General features: G+C 61.2%; 16 protein-coding genes. 8 read left to right on the top strand and 8 right to left on the bottom strand.

Going from position 1 to position 14,106, the window contains the following annotated elements; translation table 11 throughout:
• Position 1 precedes the first annotated feature (1 nt).
• From AC3A5Z_RS21880 to AC3A5Z_RS21860, 5 genes are read right to left on the bottom strand one after another with little or no spacing between them, the layout of a single operon-like run.
• Positions 2–877: a phosphoadenosine phosphosulfate reductase domain-containing protein gene (locus tag AC3A5Z_RS21880; RefSeq protein WP_487521384.1), complete on the bottom strand. Its 876-nt coding sequence runs from the start codon at positions 875–877 to the stop codon at positions 2–4.
• Positions 874–4,053: a hypothetical protein gene (locus tag AC3A5Z_RS21875; protein ID WP_487521383.1), complete on the bottom strand. Its 3,180-nt coding sequence runs from the start codon at positions 4,051–4,053 to the stop codon at positions 874–876. Before AC3A5Z_RS21875 ends, AC3A5Z_RS21880 begins: the two co-directional genes overlap by 4 nt.
• Positions 4,050–4,952: a DUF4007 family protein gene (locus tag AC3A5Z_RS21870; RefSeq protein WP_487521382.1), complete on the bottom strand. Its 903-nt coding sequence runs from the start codon at positions 4,950–4,952 to the stop codon at positions 4,050–4,052. Before AC3A5Z_RS21870 ends, AC3A5Z_RS21875 begins: the two co-directional genes overlap by 4 nt.
• Complete coding sequence (locus tag AC3A5Z_RS21865; RefSeq protein ID WP_487521381.1) at positions 4,949–6,094, bottom strand: cysteine desulfurase family protein; 1,146 nt, start codon at positions 6,092–6,094, stop codon at positions 4,949–4,951. Before AC3A5Z_RS21865 ends, AC3A5Z_RS21870 begins: the two co-directional genes overlap by 4 nt.
• Before the next feature lie 4 nt (positions 6,095–6,098).
• Positions 6,099–6,959: a BrxR family helix-turn-helix transcriptional regulator gene (locus AC3A5Z_RS21860; RefSeq protein WP_487521380.1), complete on the bottom strand. Its 861-nt coding sequence runs from the start codon at positions 6,957–6,959 to the stop codon at positions 6,099–6,101.
• Between the two features lie 269 nt (positions 6,960–7,228).
• Between AC3A5Z_RS21860 and AC3A5Z_RS21855 the strand changes: the two genes are divergently transcribed.
• A complete protein-coding gene (locus tag AC3A5Z_RS21855; protein ID WP_487521379.1) occupies positions 7,229–7,708 on the top strand; it encodes a thermonuclease family protein in 480 nt (159 codons plus the stop codon).
• Positions 7,709–7,829: 121 nt separating this feature from the next.
• The gene (locus tag AC3A5Z_RS21850) at positions 7,830–8,585 is read left to right on the top strand and encodes a hypothetical protein (RefSeq protein WP_487521378.1); all 756 of its coding nucleotides are present in this window, start codon (positions 7,830–7,832) and stop codon (positions 8,583–8,585) included.
• Between the two features lie 107 nt (positions 8,586–8,692).
• On the opposite strand, the gene AC3A5Z_RS21845 is transcribed toward AC3A5Z_RS21850, so the two are convergent.
• From AC3A5Z_RS21845 to AC3A5Z_RS21835, 3 genes are all read right to left on the bottom strand, one after another.
• Entirely contained in the window at positions 8,693–8,917 is a 225-nt protein-coding gene (locus AC3A5Z_RS21845) for a hypothetical protein (protein ID WP_487521377.1), read from the bottom strand.
• Positions 8,918–9,088: 171 nt separating this feature from the next.
• Positions 9,089–9,346: a helix-turn-helix domain-containing protein gene (locus AC3A5Z_RS21840; protein WP_487521376.1), complete on the bottom strand. Its 258-nt coding sequence runs from the start codon at positions 9,344–9,346 to the stop codon at positions 9,089–9,091.
• 124 nt (positions 9,347–9,470) lie between these two features.
• Positions 9,471–9,722 (bottom strand): hypothetical protein, encoded by a 252-nt coding sequence (locus AC3A5Z_RS21835; RefSeq protein ID WP_487521404.1) that lies wholly within the window; start codon positions 9,720–9,722, stop codon positions 9,471–9,473.
• Positions 9,723–9,932: 210 nt separating this feature from the next.
• Between AC3A5Z_RS21835 and AC3A5Z_RS21830 the strand changes: the two genes are divergently transcribed.
• Genes AC3A5Z_RS21830 through AC3A5Z_RS21805 form a run of 6 tightly spaced genes read left to right on the top strand, consistent with a single transcriptional unit; the run spans position 9,933 to position 14,079 of the window.
• Positions 9,933–10,316 (top strand): hypothetical protein, encoded by a 384-nt coding sequence (locus tag AC3A5Z_RS21830; protein ID WP_161768496.1) that lies wholly within the window; start codon positions 9,933–9,935, stop codon positions 10,314–10,316.
• 43 nt (positions 10,317–10,359) lie between these two features.
• Positions 10,360–10,980: a lytic transglycosylase domain-containing protein gene (locus AC3A5Z_RS21825; RefSeq protein ID WP_487521375.1), complete on the top strand. Its 621-nt coding sequence runs from the start codon at positions 10,360–10,362 to the stop codon at positions 10,978–10,980.
• Positions 10,977–11,270 carry a TrbC/VirB2 family protein gene (locus tag AC3A5Z_RS21820; RefSeq protein WP_487521374.1) on the top strand — a complete coding sequence of 98 codons (294 nt, stop codon included), beginning with the start codon at positions 10,977–10,979 and terminating at the stop codon, positions 11,268–11,270. The genes AC3A5Z_RS21825 and AC3A5Z_RS21820 overlap by 4 nt, the downstream gene beginning before the upstream one ends.
• Positions 11,263–11,541 carry a VirB3 family type IV secretion system protein gene (locus AC3A5Z_RS21815; RefSeq protein WP_150282801.1) on the top strand — a complete coding sequence of 93 codons (279 nt, stop codon included), beginning with the start codon at positions 11,263–11,265 and terminating at the stop codon, positions 11,539–11,541. The genes AC3A5Z_RS21820 and AC3A5Z_RS21815 overlap by 8 nt, the downstream gene beginning before the upstream one ends.
• Entirely contained in the window at positions 11,531–13,906 is a 2,376-nt protein-coding gene (locus tag AC3A5Z_RS21810) for a VirB4 family type IV secretion/conjugal transfer ATPase (RefSeq protein ID WP_487521373.1), read from the top strand. Before AC3A5Z_RS21815 ends, AC3A5Z_RS21810 begins: the two co-directional genes overlap by 11 nt.
• The gene (locus AC3A5Z_RS21805) at positions 13,903–14,079 is read left to right on the top strand and encodes a hypothetical protein (RefSeq protein ID WP_487521372.1); all 177 of its coding nucleotides are present in this window, start codon (positions 13,903–13,905) and stop codon (positions 14,077–14,079) included. Before AC3A5Z_RS21810 ends, AC3A5Z_RS21805 begins: the two co-directional genes overlap by 4 nt.
• The last annotated feature ends 27 nt before the right edge of the window (positions 14,080–14,106 follow it).

The following is a 14,106-nucleotide window of genomic DNA, read 5'->3' as shown; positions in this document are numbered from 1 at the left end:
CTCACAAATGGCAGATGGCGCAGCCGTCTTCCGGTTCGCCTGTGGGGGTTGCATAGCGTTCGCGGAGCTTCTCAAGTTCTTCGAGTGATCGCGTTTGGGACCAAGTGAAGCGGCGCCCGTTTGCCTTGGGCGCCTCATAAGTCTTGGCCGCCTCAAACAGCTCGGGGTGACGCTCCTTCAGCCCCTGCCACTCACCAACCTGTTGATAGAAACAGAAGTAACAGCCCGACCGCGACCGCCAGTCGTAATAGGGCGGCAGCCCCAGGCCGCTTCCCAGCAGCAGATCACGGACTTCGTCGAGGCCGAAGCCGATGTCCTTGAGCGGATAAACCGGCAGGATGTTGTTGCGGTTGGACATAACGACTGGCTTGGCGCGTCCGGTCTCGGTCTGCTCGTCGTCCTCCCCGGGCGAGGGTCTGGCCTTAGCGCCACGAAACCCTTCTCTGTTCTCATCGGCGCGGATGCCGATGTAGCTATAGGCTTCATCGCCACCAACAAAATGCTCGAAAGGCTTAATCTTCAACATGCGGGTGCACCAGCGCGCCTGTGGGTTCGGAAGGAAGCCCGAATAGACCTCGTTCAGCAGAACGTCGAACGGCGAGCGGCGCCCGCCCTTCGATCGCACTTGCAACTCGGGCAAGTCGAGGGCGGTAAGACGGTTGATTTCCACTCCAAAGATCGCTTCGAACCGGCGCAGATAGCTATAGGTTTCGGGGAGCTCGGCGCCGGTATCGGTGAACACGAACTCCAGCGGCAGGTCGCTGTGCCGTTCGAGCATATAGACAGCTAGTGCCGTGGAGTCCTTGCCCCCACTCAGCGGGATGATGTGGCGCCGTGACCGGTCCTGAACCGCGTCGGAAAGGCTCGTTGGCGTCATGACGTCCCCCTGTAGATTTCATCCAAGTACTTTATCAGGCGCGCACGACCGATCTTGGCGCCGTAAACATCAAATATCGTTGCCAGCTTGTTTCGCAAAAATGGCTCGAATACGTCGCTACCGTCTGCGCGCTCAAGCACCACATCTTCGATCCGCACGACCGCCTCTTCGAGGCGATCACGGAAGAGGTCAGCCGTGCTATCATCCCAAGCGTCGAATCCTTCCCCACAGAGAATGCCGCTCAACTGAGTTACAAAGCCGCGCGCACCCCTGGGAGCGTTCCTGGAACTGCGTGCCCGCGCAAGCACGCCCCTCGCCTCATGGTCAAGAGAGCGTACCTCTTCTTCTCCAAGAGGAACACTTGCCGCCCATTCCGCCGCGGCATCTAGGAGAAGGCGTGGGCCACCTCTTAGCCGACGGCTGAAAACCGTCGCGGCGACTTCTATTGCGCGGTCGGCAAACGCAGATGATACGCCCTCGATTTGGAGCACAGCTGTTGCGAACACTTCGATAGTCTCCGCGCTCAATGCTGGCTCTCCGAGCGTCCGCGGAAGTTCCCTGAACAGGAAGTCAACGGGGTCGAACGCCTTCTTGCGCAACAGAGGCTGTAGGAAATCCGCATTCCTGCCCAAGCCTCGTGTGCTCAGGGCCGTCGGCGGAAGACCGCTTCTCCATTCCAGTAGAGCATCGTACAGGCCTCGCAGAAGGTCAGGCTCCTGAGGGTCAAGGTCTCCCACGAGACACCGGATCATCTTCTCGAGGTTGCGTGACTGCCCTTTCGTCAGGGCCGGCACTTCGAGCTCAAACCGCTGTGGCTCTTCGCACATCTTTTCGATCAGGCTTGGCTGAATGTCGTCCACATACCGTGCGCGGCCGTCAACCAGTTCCCGCAAAGCCAAAGCTCTTCCAAACGCGACCAAACCCGCAGTTAGCAGTAATGGTAGCACGCCTTCGCGCAGCCCAATCGGTGGTGCAGTCAGCTGGTCAATGAGTTCCTCCACGCTTTTTGGTCGTTCAGCGGGCTGTACGAAAAAGCGCTCGATCACAGACCAGACATGTCGCATCGGAAGATCATCAACTTCAGAAGGCATTCGCCACCGCCAGGTCCCGTTGATGCAGCCATAGAGGCCAGTGCGCTCAAAGACTGTGCGGTAGAGCGAGGCATCGGCGGAAGTGGCGCCCTCGTAGCCGAGCGCGCGGATGCCGGTGCGTTCGATGATCGCAAGCATGCAGCGTTTGCGAGCTGAGCGGGTTACCGCAGAGACCCTACGTCGGACGACCTGCTCGTTGGCGATCTGAGGAGTATGAGGGAAACGTTCTTCGAACAGACGCGAAAGGATTTCACCTGCGGTACCACCTTCGGCGAAGTTGTACAGCGTGCGACCTGAAAGCCAGACAACCTCACCGCGGTCGGGGTTCATAAGGTGTTCAAGGCTCTGACGAAGCGCCGCCTCAGCCTCTGACTTAAGTTCTTGAAGCTCGCGTTCCACCAACGGGTCGCTAGCAATAAGCTCGCGGCGGTCGAGGAGGGCCTCTAGTGCGAGAAGGTCCGCGAGGATCGGGCCAACTTCAGCCGATCGGCGGGGCAGAGCCAATATCAGGTGGGGAGGAAGAGCGTGTGCAAGGTCAATAAGGTCCGCCCGGTCTGCATTGGCGTCGATAACCAGAGCCACCAGTGCATCCTGACAATCGGCCTCGGCCCGCAGTGTTTCCAGACCGGTTGCAGAGAAAACGTCGCCTACGCGCACAAAGCGGGCCCGAGCAAAGCGGGTGATCCCGCGGGCATGGTTATAGGGTGGTGCGGTGTAGGCATCGGGTGGAAACATGCGCTCCAGCGCCGCCACCGGGTCGCAGTCGATAGCCAGCCGAGCGGCCTCTTCAGCAACCATTTGCCCGAGGTCGATGTCAGCGCCATGCCAGACCGAGATGTCGTCCACCCGGCGGCGATGGAGCAGCAGCTTGCGTGCAACCAGCGCTTCAATTGAAGCCTCGACGGCCTCGAGTGCCGTCGCCGTTCCCTCCGCGACAGCATAGACCAACCGCGCACGCGATAGCTTCAGCCGCTCCGCACTGCGGCCTAGTTGTAGAAGCGCCGCGGTCTTAAGCACCCGGCGTTCCAGATCCGTCTCGGCGCGCGACAGGGCTGTCTCGGCCTCGACAAAGCGGCGGTGCGTGCCGCCGGGACCAGTATCGGAACGCATTGCCGGAGCGAAGAAGTCGTAGAGCGCATCGACACCTAGGGCGGCATCTGGTTCGGCCACTGCCGCTACATCGGCGAGGTAGCGGAACATCGTTCGTTCAGCCTGTGCAACTTGAGCAGCAAGGCCCGGCAGTATCTGTAGCGCGGCAGGCGTTAGAGGCGCAGTGCGCTCGAGGATGTCGGCCAACCGCACATCGTCGGCCACATCAGCAAAGAAGCCGACGGCCCGGGCGCGAGCAATGGTCGCCGCATCCGGCGTGTCGCGCCGCTTGTTCAATGCCTCAGCCAACATTTCTAGCGCGTCGACGCCATCGTCAATCAGGCTGAGCGTGTCAAACCGACCCTCGATCTTTCTCCAGGCCGATTGCGCCGTATCTGATGCGCGCTTGGTGTAGTGATAAATCCCCTGATGCATGAGAGTAGTCAGCGTGGCCCGAGGCTCAGCCCGTCGCACCACCCATTCCGCCAGATCTTGCACCGCAAGCAGATCCTCCGGACGGCCTTCTCGCACGAGTGTCTCCAGATGCTGGCCGAACTCATCCCAGACGATGGCGATCCGCGCCATCCCATCCTGCCGCGCGCGGCGGAGCACCGAAGCTAGCACCTTGTCGAGGGGGCCGGTTTCCACCCCCGACCGCTCGGCCAGAGCTGCAGCAAGGTCAGGGCAGGCACCATGCAGTAGCAGGACTAGCGTTGACCTTGGGGTCTCTGCCGTAGCCAAGCCGGGGTCGACCGCTGCAATGCGAGCGCGGAGCTGTCCAGCTGTAGCCGCATCGCCTGATAGAAGGGTGATCCCTGCTAGCGCGGCAAGCGATTTGCCCGCGCCGTAGGGGGCGACGACATGAGTAGCAGTGCTGCGCTCTAGTCCGCAGATTGCGCGGACCACCTGTAAAGTCTTGCGTGTGGGCCGGTATGCAGCGATCACATCTTCTCGCGCGCGGTCATCCGCAATGTTGATGGAGCGAAAGAGACTCATGCAGCCTCTCTCGCCGCGCCAACGCGGTCGTAAAAGCGCCGCGCCCAAGTGGCTGCGGTAGCGCTCGGCAGCGAGACGTAGCGTTCCCCAGCCAATGTCCGCACGCGCAATACCTCGCTGCCTAGCTCCCGCTCCCCTGTCGCCGCAAGCTCCAATAGTGTTTCGCGCGACCGGCCCAGCATTGCCCCGGCGCGCGCCATCGGCTTACTGCCGATAGCAATATCTTGCAAAACGCCCTCATTTAGATCGGCGCAAGACCGACTCATTCCAAGCGCCGAAAGTACTAACCCGAGAGCTTCGGGCGGGGTGGGCGTAGGCTCTGAACGTTCGAAACGCTCAGCCCCACGCAGATTCCGCCATAGGTCAAGGCGGTGGAATGGTGAACCAAGATTATCCTCCGGATCGCTCCGTGGCCGCGGCACCGGCACAGCGTAAGTCTGCATGACCGCGGCTACCTCGCGTTGCACAGTCTTTATGGCCGGTGCCTTGCCCTGGTTTGGCGAGAGGTCACGCGAAAGTGTCTCGACTAGCACCGTCCGATCACAACGATCTGACCGTCGTGGTGAGAAGAACCAAGGCAGTGACGTCTCTACCCCACATGTCATGGCACTGGCATGCACCAGCCACCACGTACCTAGTCGGACCATGTAAGGATCGCGCTCTACCAAAACCGTCCCCAATTGCGTCAGTTCCAGCGGGCTGTTCCGGCTTGCGCGCGACGCGAGGCCGGTCGCGTCGAGCCACCAGCCAATAGACTTAGCCATATTGCGCCCAACCCCAAGACGGTCTGCTGTCTCGGGATCTGAAAAGACGCCTATGCCATTAACGCGCAGATTCAGGAGGCCTTTCGTTAACCAGCCTGGGCGCGGATAGAAGGTTTCATGCCCACCAAGCTTCATTGAAAACCACCCATCATCTCTCGAAGAAAGAGCGCTTCATCCACTAGCGCCTGTGCCGCAAACATTACGTCATCTTCCGTCGTGTCCACGGCCACAGCTATGCGGAGGCTCGCATAAGCGTCATCCCTCGATAGCCCCATCGCCAGTAGTGTACGTGACGGCTCGGGCTGCCCAGAAGAGCAGGCCGAAACTTGTGAACAGAGGATGCCGCGCGCTTCAAGCCGAGCAACCAGCGCCATCCCATCAACCCCCGGCACCGTAAGATTAGTTGTGTTCGGCACTCGCTGCGTGTCCGCTCCATTTACGCGTACGTCGGGGATTGCAGACTTTACCTGCGTCTCAAACCGGTTCCGCAATTGCGTCATGTTGGCGATAGCGCTATTCAGAACAAGCTTTCGGAGTTCGCACGCGACACCAAGACCGACAATGCCAGGGACGTTCAATGTACCGCCCCGCCAACCGCGTTCCTGCCGGCCGCCTACTGTGATTTCCACGGGTTGGACGGCTTCCGGCTGTACCAAAACACCAACCCCTTTCGGCCCGTGCAGTTTGTGACCGGAGAAAGTGAGATAAGCTCCACTTTCCGCTACAAAAGTAACCCGGCCTACAGCTTGAGAGGCGTCTACCAGACAAGTCGCGCCATAATGCTCTGCCAAGACTTTGATTGCCGCCAGATCCTGCAAAACCCCAGTCTCGCCGTTCGCCCAAGCGAAAGCGATCAGTTTTGGGCCTTTAGTGCTTCTCAAAACTGTTTCGAGTGCACTTAGTTGCCAGCGCCCGGATTTTTCCAAAGGAATTGTTTTGACCAGTTGTTGCGCGTGCTGAAAATAGTACCCCGCTACCGCTGGATGTTCTGCCGTTGAGGTTATCAGCACCGCGCCTAGATTGGCATAATAGCGCAACACCGCTTCGTTCGCTTCAGTCGCACCAGAGGTGAAAACAACTCGATCGGCCCGTACTCCAAGAAATTGCGCTACCTGCTCACGCGATGAAGCCACTGTCCGCGCTACCTCCTGCCCAAGACCGTGCACGCTTGATGGGTTCGCCCAATCGGCTTCGAGCGCACGAATGACGGCAGTTACGACGCTAGGCATAGGTCGAGTAGTAGCATTGTTATCGAGATAGACTATTGGTGAATGCATCGTTTCAGCTGTCGTTTCTTGTCGCTATGTCTGGATTTAAAAGCACAATCTGTTGGTCGTGTGGCCGCCGCGCTCTCGGGTCAGTATCGAGCCCAAGACTACGAAGTGCGTAATAGAGCAGCGCTCTACGGACCCTAATCTCGATTCTTCCATCCATCATCCCGTAATCAAGAGCGATGACTTTGGACTGGGTCTCCGAGAGTTCAGGGTGGGGACCCACTTCCAGTGTAACCTCAGAATGCCAATCGTAGTCGTCGGCCGGAGACGTCTCATGTGCACGTGCCCCTCGGATCCCTAGCATTCGCGAGAGCAAGAAATCCTTGTACCTCCCGTCTGTCAGGCAAAATGCCCGAGTGTGCCAGCGGAAGCCATCAAAAGCGATGGCATGAGGCGCAATCCAGCGCCAGCGCGGCTCGGGGTTCGACAGGGACTGATACTTGACCTCGATTGCTTCCGAACGCCGGATGGCAGCCACGATTGACCGTAGCGTGAACGGGTCGACACCTCGCACGGGCGTAGGCGAGGCTGCGTAGGGCGGCAGGTCGGCTATCCAGGAGTCTTCCCTGTCGAGGATACCGTCAGCGACAGACCGCAGCTGGGCAAGATACCGGCTGGCGTCAGGCTCTAGAAACTGTGGCTTGAACCTTGGTCCGCGCACGTAGGTCCGGGCGCTTTTGTCATAGACCATGTTGTCTGGTGCAAAGCCGATATAGCGGTTCAGGTCCATGGAGGCCTGGTTGACTGAGACCCCGAACTGATCCATGAGATCACTTCGGTTCACGTGCCCCTCCCAGAACAGCCGGAACTCTATGAACTCGAGGCGTTGCTCGACTCCCCAGCGTAGATCCGACTTGTCGTTGGACACGACTTCCCCCCAGTATAACTGTGCGCATTGAAACTATGCGCGCCCAATAACTGGGCCTCCACTGACCCTAGGGCGTAGGGTTCAGCTTTTCAACGCAAATCGGGCGAACACATGACGATAAAGGATGTCAGTGCTTACCTCGCACAGCTGCTGATTGAACCTATCCGCGCTGCGATGGCAGCGTATCGGCAACGCTTCACAAGGCTTGGGTGTTCGCGGCACGAACGTCCGCCTATGTCCTGTAAGGTATTCCATGACAGGTTCGCCCAATGCGCTCTCTTCCCACCCTCCTTCTGTTCTCCTTTCTTGCCGTCACCCAGGCCCATGCCGATCGTTTGACAGGCGTCGCCAGCGTTATCGACGGCGACACATTGGAAATCCGAGGGCAGCGCATCCGGTTGCATGGGATCGATGCGCCGGAAAGCGGGCAACTTTGCGCCACGGCCGAAGGCCAGCGTTGGCGGTGCGGACAACAAGCGGCGCTGTCTCTCGCCGACCGGATCGGGCGTCGCCAGATCAGCTGCACAGTGCGCGATATCGACCGCTATGGCCGCGTCCTTGCAGTCTGTCATCAAGACGGAACCGATTTGAACAGCTGGCTCGTGCGTGAGGGGTGGGCTGTCGCGTACCGCCAGTACAGCCGCGCCTACATCGGCGATGAGACGGAAGCCCGATCGTCGCAGCGCAACATCTGGTCCGGGCACTTTGACATGCCGTGGGACTGGCGCCGCGCGCAGCGTGGCGGATGATGGTGGATGACGCCGTAATCTGGCGATGTAACTGCTCACCGCGACGAACGTGAGTATCATTAGAGTTGCGATAGTATATTTTCGTTGGTATGGTGATTGAAGATCTCTGAGGGTCTTTGCCATGCTTGTCCAAGTCAAAAACCTCCTTAAGGTCACCTTGCCGGCTCTCGCCTTGGCAGGTCCGATATCTCCGACGCAAGCAAGCGCCCAAACCTATCCGATCGACTGCGCCATCCTGTTGTGCCTGTCCGGCGGGTGGCCAGCGTCCGTGCCATGCGCCCGGGCGCGGGCCGAGTTTATCCGGCGCATTACGCCCTGGCCGGTGGAGCCGCCGCTCCAGATCTGGCGCTGCCCGATGGGTGCCTCTTTCGAAGGTCCACCGATGCCGCGCGCGACGGAGCGGGTCATCGAAGCCCTGTTTCGAGGCGCTGAACCTCCAGCAAACTTTTCATCCGCAGTCTTTGACCTTGCCGCTGTCGGTGATGACAGGCTCGATCTCGAAGGCCCGAACGCCACTTGGGGCAACCTGGTGAGGGCTGATTACGCCCTTCATCTCGCCGAAGACCGCGCCGACATTGATATCAGCGGGCCGGAGTTCAACTTCGTGCGCTCCATTCGCGTGTACGATGTCCGACACGCATGGCAGCGGGAATCCGGCGAGGATGGCGACTGCAACCGGAGCGTTTCGGTCGTGCTCGGCTCCTACGGCACACAGGGCGACTTCTCCTGGAGCGCGTCGTCACCCGCAGCGCTCCCTGCTGCGCATGTCGGTCTCGAGGGATGGGGCGAGCATTGCCCTGGGATCTGGCACAGGTCCGTCTTCGTGGAGTGGCGTGACTACAGCGGGACGTACGGCTTCGAGCAGGTCAATTACTGACGTCGCGCCACATCGAAGTCGGGCAGGCTCACGAACGAATTGACCCGGCCCCGCAGGCACGGGCGCCGGCACATGGTCAGGGCTTATGAAGCCCGTTTTCGTCCATGTCAGTCGCTGCGACAGGGCAGTTGCGTGAGAGACGCGAAGTCGATCTCGGCTTTGTCAGCGTCGCAGAGATCCGGGCAAAGTTTCGAGACACGCTGTGGCCCGCGCGCGTCCCAGCGGACTGCAAGCGCGCCTGTATTCCAGCGATAAACCCAACCGACAATACTGCTCTGATCGGCTGCAATCAAATTGGCGATCGCAACGGCTTCGACCATATCTTCCTTCACTGGTTACCGACCTTCTACAATTGGGCTGTGCGGATTGCAGCCTCGGCTTCCTTGGGCTCGTGCTGCGGCGGCATGCTGGGTTTCGTGGAAATTGGTTGGGTGTTCGGCTTTGCGGCACCGGCACTCACGCCGAGAGGCGTCAGATGCTTGGCGCGCGATGCACGGACTGGCTCAAATCCGATGGTCGGGCTCCGTGGCTGCTTGAACGAGCGCCAGCATCTCGGAGGGATCAAAGCCCATAGCGCGGGCGAGGACGACCAGTTCGACGACGTCGATCCGGCGCTGGCCGCTCTCAATGCGCGCCACGAGGGATTGATGGCACATGAGCTTTGCCGCCAGCTCTTCCTGACCGAGACCCGCCTTGATGCGGGCCTCGACGAGAGCCTGGCAAAGTGCCACCTGTCCCTTGCTTCTGATCATTTTCGCCACGCGCCACATACCTCTTGTGACGTCGCTAGCGGAGGAAATCTGTTATCTAAAAAGTAGATAAGTGAGGGTGTTATCGGCGTCGGGTTTCCATGGGGTGCGAATCTGCTGCTCCCGCCGCAGCCCATCAATCCCCTACCAATTGCAGAAACCGACCATACTCCTCGCTGACCTCCCGCGCTTCCTCGAAAGCGCGTGCGCGCTCGCCATCGAGACAGCGGAAGTAGCTCTGGATGTCCTGAATGTAGGTCTCGAAATCGCCCCGGATGAGGTCGGCATAGTCACGGGCCGCTCCCGAATCGCTGGGCACGAAGGGACGGGGCGGCGCGAGGCACGATCCAGCTAAACCCGCTCCAGGGAGGCAGGCCAGAAGGACCAGAGCTTGCAACCAGACCAGGCCCGTCAACCGTGGGTTTCTCAAACCTGTTATCTCCTTGAACGCGGAGGTGGACCGTGGCTAGTGTTTGCGTGCCAAGCTACAACACGAGCGATATGATTATAGCTTGCGGTTAATAATATACTATCGTAACTCTGGGCTTCAAGTGGGGATGCCCTGGGTTGCGCCATCGAAGAAAGCGTGAGCCGGGCCATGAGCTGGGACATCGAAGCACCAAATGTGGTTACGGAAGCGCGCTTCCGCGAGCTCGTGGAGCGCGGATACAGCGCAGAAATCCTGTGCCAGGAGACGGCACATCAGAAAGGCCCGAGCTATTACGGGGTCTGGATCATGCGCGTTGTCTCCGACGAGGGCGTCGAAAAGCTTCTCGTCACGGCCCGCACCCGAACGACCTACAACGACATCAAGATCCGTGAGTTCAAGACGGTCTCCGGCGTGGTGTCCTTCTTCCTGGGCCTCGGCTTTACGCATGTCGACCTGCCCCTCGTCGCAGGCACAAGCCGGAGCCACAAGCTGGCCCCGTCGGCCACGGCCCCTACAGACAAAGCCGCGTCAGACAAGAGCGCTGACAGCTAATCTCTTCTACCTCTGGCTGCTGGCCACACCGGCCGCGGCGCAGATGGTCCTGGTGATGGAGAGCGACGGATCTCTCACCCCTTCCCGCTCACAAGACAGCTTCGCGCGCCATTATCAGGATGGGTTTGCCGTGGGTCCGGGAACCCGGGGCTTGACGATCCTTGGGACGGCGGATGCCTCGGGAGATTCCGACCCCGATCTTTCTGCGGGGGCTGAACGCCCTCTCGCTTTGCCAAGCCCCGAGGTGCTGGCGGCGATCGAAGCGACGGGGTTGCGCTATGCAAGCCATCCGGGTCTGCGCCGCGCCGCGCTCTCCGTGACCGACTGGCTCCTGCTCTACCGGGCCAATATCGAGGTCGAAAGCGCCTACCGGCAGGAGGCGATCTCGACCGCCGGCGCGATCGGTCTCGGTCAGCTCATGCCCGAGACGGCAGAAGAGCTTGGCGTCGACCCAAGTGATCCCCTTCAGAACCTCGATGGCTCGGCCCGCTATCTCGCCTTGATGCTGCGCGAATTCGGCAACCCGCAGCTGGCGCTGGCCGCCTACAACGCCGGACCCGCCGCGATGCACCGCTATGGCGGCATCCCCCCCTACCCGGAAACCCAGAACCACGTGGCCCGTGTCCTGGCCGTCGTGGCCCGATTGGAAGGATCAGATTCATGAGACGGATTTCCACCCTCCTGACCGTTACCCTTGCGCTCCTCCTGGTTGTGGCAGGGCCTGCTCTCGCCCAGAGCATCGACCTCTCCCCGATCCAGAGCCTGTTGCAGGGCATCGTCGATGCGCTGACCGGCCCGCTTGGCGTTGTCATCGCGACGCTGGCCGTGCTCGGGGTCTTTCTCAGCTGGTTCTTCAACATCATCGATCTGCGCCAGGCCCTCTGGGTGCTGGTCGGCATCGCGGGTGTCGCGGCCGCCCCTACCATCGTTGCTGCGGTCTTTGCCGGTGGCTGAACGCTCGCCCCTTTTTCTTGGGCTCGTGCGCCCGCCGAAGCTCCTGGGCCTGCCCATCATGTATGCGATGGTCTGGCTCTTTGGCTCGGTGCTTCTCTTCGTGTGGGTTCAGCATATCGCGGTGCTGGCTGTCGCGGCCCTGCTCTATCCGGTGCTTTGGAAGGCCGCCGATTGGGACCCGCGCTTCATCGACGTGATGATGACGTCCCTGCAGGAGACACCGCCCACGCGCAACCGGTCCATCCACGGCGGGGATAGCTATGCCCCGTGATGACGCCCATGATGCTGCGCTCGATCCTCGCACGATGACGCCGGAGTGGTATGCGCGCGAGACCCGCCTTGCGCATATGCTGCCCTATGTGAGCCTCGTCGATGACCAGACCGTGCGCACCCGGGTCAACGAACTCTTCCGATGCATCCGGCTCGAGGGGATCAACAGCTACACAACGGACGATGCCTATCTCGACAAGGTGACGGCACTCTTTGCCCGCATCGTCGCGCAGCTTGGGCCGGAGTTCAGCTACTACGTCCATAAGGTCTCCAAGGCCATCAAACCGGAACTGGACCCGATCCGTGAGGACAGCTTCGCGGGAGAGGTCGACCGGCGCTGGCGCGCCAGGCTCGCGACCAGCGGGCTGCGCGACAAGACGCTGACTCTCACCGTCATTCACCGCCCGCCCCCCAAAAGCCTCCTGCCGTTCCTCAGCCGCAGTGCGCCGGATCGCCTGAGAGAGGAAACCCGCAAACGCATGCAGCGTCTCGGCGAGGCCGTGAACGTCTTCCTCTCGGGCCTCACCGAGCTCAAGCCGCGAATCCTCTCGGCCGCATCGGGGGAGTTGGTGGGGTTTCTGGGGGCGCTCAACACGGGCACCGAGCTGCCGCTCTACCCGGCAAACACTTACGGCTTTTTGTCCTTCAACGTCGCCAATACCCGGGTGACGTTTCACGGCGATCATTTCGAGCTTTCCGAAGGCGTCGTGGGCCATCGCTACGGCAAGAGTTTCACCATCGGCGAATATTCCGAAGGCACCTCCTGCACCATGTTCGACATGCTGAACCTGCCGGTCGACATGATCGTCACTCAGTCCTTCACGCCGATCAATTCGAACCTCATGGCGGGCCGGATCAAGCGGCAGAAGCGGCAGATGCAGGCGAGCCAGGACGCCGCCCTCTCGCTCATGGAAGCCCTCGACATCGCCGCCGATGATCTCGAGGCCAAGCGCCAGAGCTTCGGCGAGCACCACATGGTCGTGACGCTCTTCTGCGACACGCTCGAAGAGCTGCAGACCCTCAGCGCCGAGATCGTGAATGCCGCCGCGACCGAAGGCGTGAAGATGATCGGCGAGCGGGTCGCCGTCAAGGCGCATTACCTGAGCCAGCATCCCGGCAACCAGCCCAAGCGCGTCCGCGCCAGCGCCGTCACCAATCGCAACTTCGCGGATTTCGCGGCCTTTCACCGGACGCAGCTCGGCAAGCCGGCCACACAAACCCCCTGGGGCCGCGTCATCACCTATTTGCCCACGCCCGAGCAGAGCGCCTACCGGTTTTCCTATCACGAACAAGGCTCGCCCGACAAAGAACCGACCAGCGGCCATACCCTGATCATGGGGCGCCCCGGATCGGGCAAGTCGGTGCTGTCGGCCTTCCTGATGACCCAGGCCCGTCGTGCGGGCACCCGGATCTTCGTTTTCGACTACCGCCTCGGGATGGAAATGGCCGTCCAGGCTAATGGCGGGCGCTATGCCTCCCTGAAAGCCGGTCAGCCCACGGGCCTCAACCCCCTCTGGACCGAGACCGATGCGCGCGGCACGGCCTGGCTTTCGGATTGGCTCACGACCCTGCTCTACCGCGCCGACAAGCCCCTGACCCCGGCGCAGACCAACCGCATCCAGGAAGTCGTGCGCCAGAACGCGCAGGCCACCAACCCCGCCTTGCGGAACTGGCGGGATTTCGCGTCGCTTTTTGTGTCCACCGATGATGGCGGCGATCTTCACCAGCGCCTGCTCGAATGGACCGAGGACGGCCGCTATGGCTGGATCTTCGGCCAGAGCCTCGAGGACACCTTCTCGCTCAAGGGCGATGTGGTGGGCTTCGATCTGACCGGCATTCTCGACAGCGAGGCCGACAAGGAGCGGATGGCAGTCCTCTCCTATCTCTTCCGCCGGGTCGAGCGCGAGATCGAGGATCGCCGCCCCACCATCATCGTGATCGACGAGGCCTGGAAGGCGCTCGACAACGCGTATTTCGCGGAGCGGCTGTCGAACTGGCTGGTGACCGCGCGCAAGCAGAACACCGTCGCGGTGATGATGACGCAATATGCCAGCCAGCTCGAGCGCACCCGGACCGGCAAGACCATCGTCGAGGCCGTGCCAACGCAGATCCTGCTCCCCAATATCCGCGCCAGTGCCTCGGATTACGCCATGCTGAACCTCACGGAGAAGGAGCTCGACGTCCTTCTCAACACAGGTAGCAACAGCCGCTTGGCGCTGATCCGCGACGATCAGGGCTCGATCGTCGTCGATGCCGATCTGAGCGCGCTTGGTCCCACGCTCACCATCCTCGGCGGCATGGAGAAAGGCGAGGCACTCGTCGGCGCCGATTACCGCGACCGCCCGGACTTCTGGAGGCTTTCATGATCCGCATCGTCTTGTCCCTCGCAGCCCTCGGCCTGCTCGCCTCCTGTGCGCAGTACCGCGAGCCGCGGGCCAACTGCTTTTCCTTTCTCGCCGCGACAGATGCTGCAGGCGCGACAGCCCCGGATTGCACCTTCGTGCCGCTTGGGGCGTCGGAGGGCGGCATTGACGTCTAGGCTCCCCCACCTCCTCGCATTCTGCCT

This window comes from Cereibacter sp. Soil_C_27 (assembly GCF_057657095.1).
Note: the sequence above shows the minus strand (reverse complement) of the source record. Positions and strands in the feature narration are given on the sequence as shown.

Coding starts and splice junctions, on each gene's coding strand:
- AC3A5Z_RS21830 (WP_161768496.1), top strand. CDS start 9,933: ATGAGCTGGGACATCGAAGCACCAAATGTGGTTACGGAAGCGCGCTTC.
- AC3A5Z_RS21870 (WP_487521382.1), bottom strand. CDS start 4,952: ATGAAGCTTGGTGGGCATGAAACCTTCTATCCGCGCCCAGGCTGGTTA.
- AC3A5Z_RS21805 (WP_487521372.1), top strand. CDS start 13,903: ATGATCCGCATCGTCTTGTCCCTCGCAGCCCTCGGCCTGCTCGCCTCC.
- AC3A5Z_RS21865 (WP_487521381.1), bottom strand. CDS start 6,094: ATGCATTCACCAATAGTCTATCTCGATAACAATGCTACTACTCGACCT.
- AC3A5Z_RS21850 (WP_487521378.1), top strand. CDS start 7,830: ATGCTTGTCCAAGTCAAAAACCTCCTTAAGGTCACCTTGCCGGCTCTC.
- AC3A5Z_RS21825 (WP_487521375.1), top strand. CDS start 10,360: ATGGTCCTGGTGATGGAGAGCGACGGATCTCTCACCCCTTCCCGCTCA.
- AC3A5Z_RS21820 (WP_487521374.1), top strand. CDS start 10,977: ATGAGACGGATTTCCACCCTCCTGACCGTTACCCTTGCGCTCCTCCTG.
- AC3A5Z_RS21855 (WP_487521379.1), top strand. CDS start 7,229: ATGCGCTCTCTTCCCACCCTCCTTCTGTTCTCCTTTCTTGCCGTCACC.
- AC3A5Z_RS21875 (WP_487521383.1), bottom strand. CDS start 4,053: ATGAGTCTCTTTCGCTCCATCAACATTGCGGATGACCGCGCGCGAGAA.
- AC3A5Z_RS21880 (WP_487521384.1), bottom strand. CDS start 877: ATGACGCCAACGAGCCTTTCCGACGCGGTTCAGGACCGGTCACGGCGC.
- AC3A5Z_RS21810 (WP_487521373.1), top strand. CDS start 11,531: ATGCCCCGTGATGACGCCCATGATGCTGCGCTCGATCCTCGCACGATG.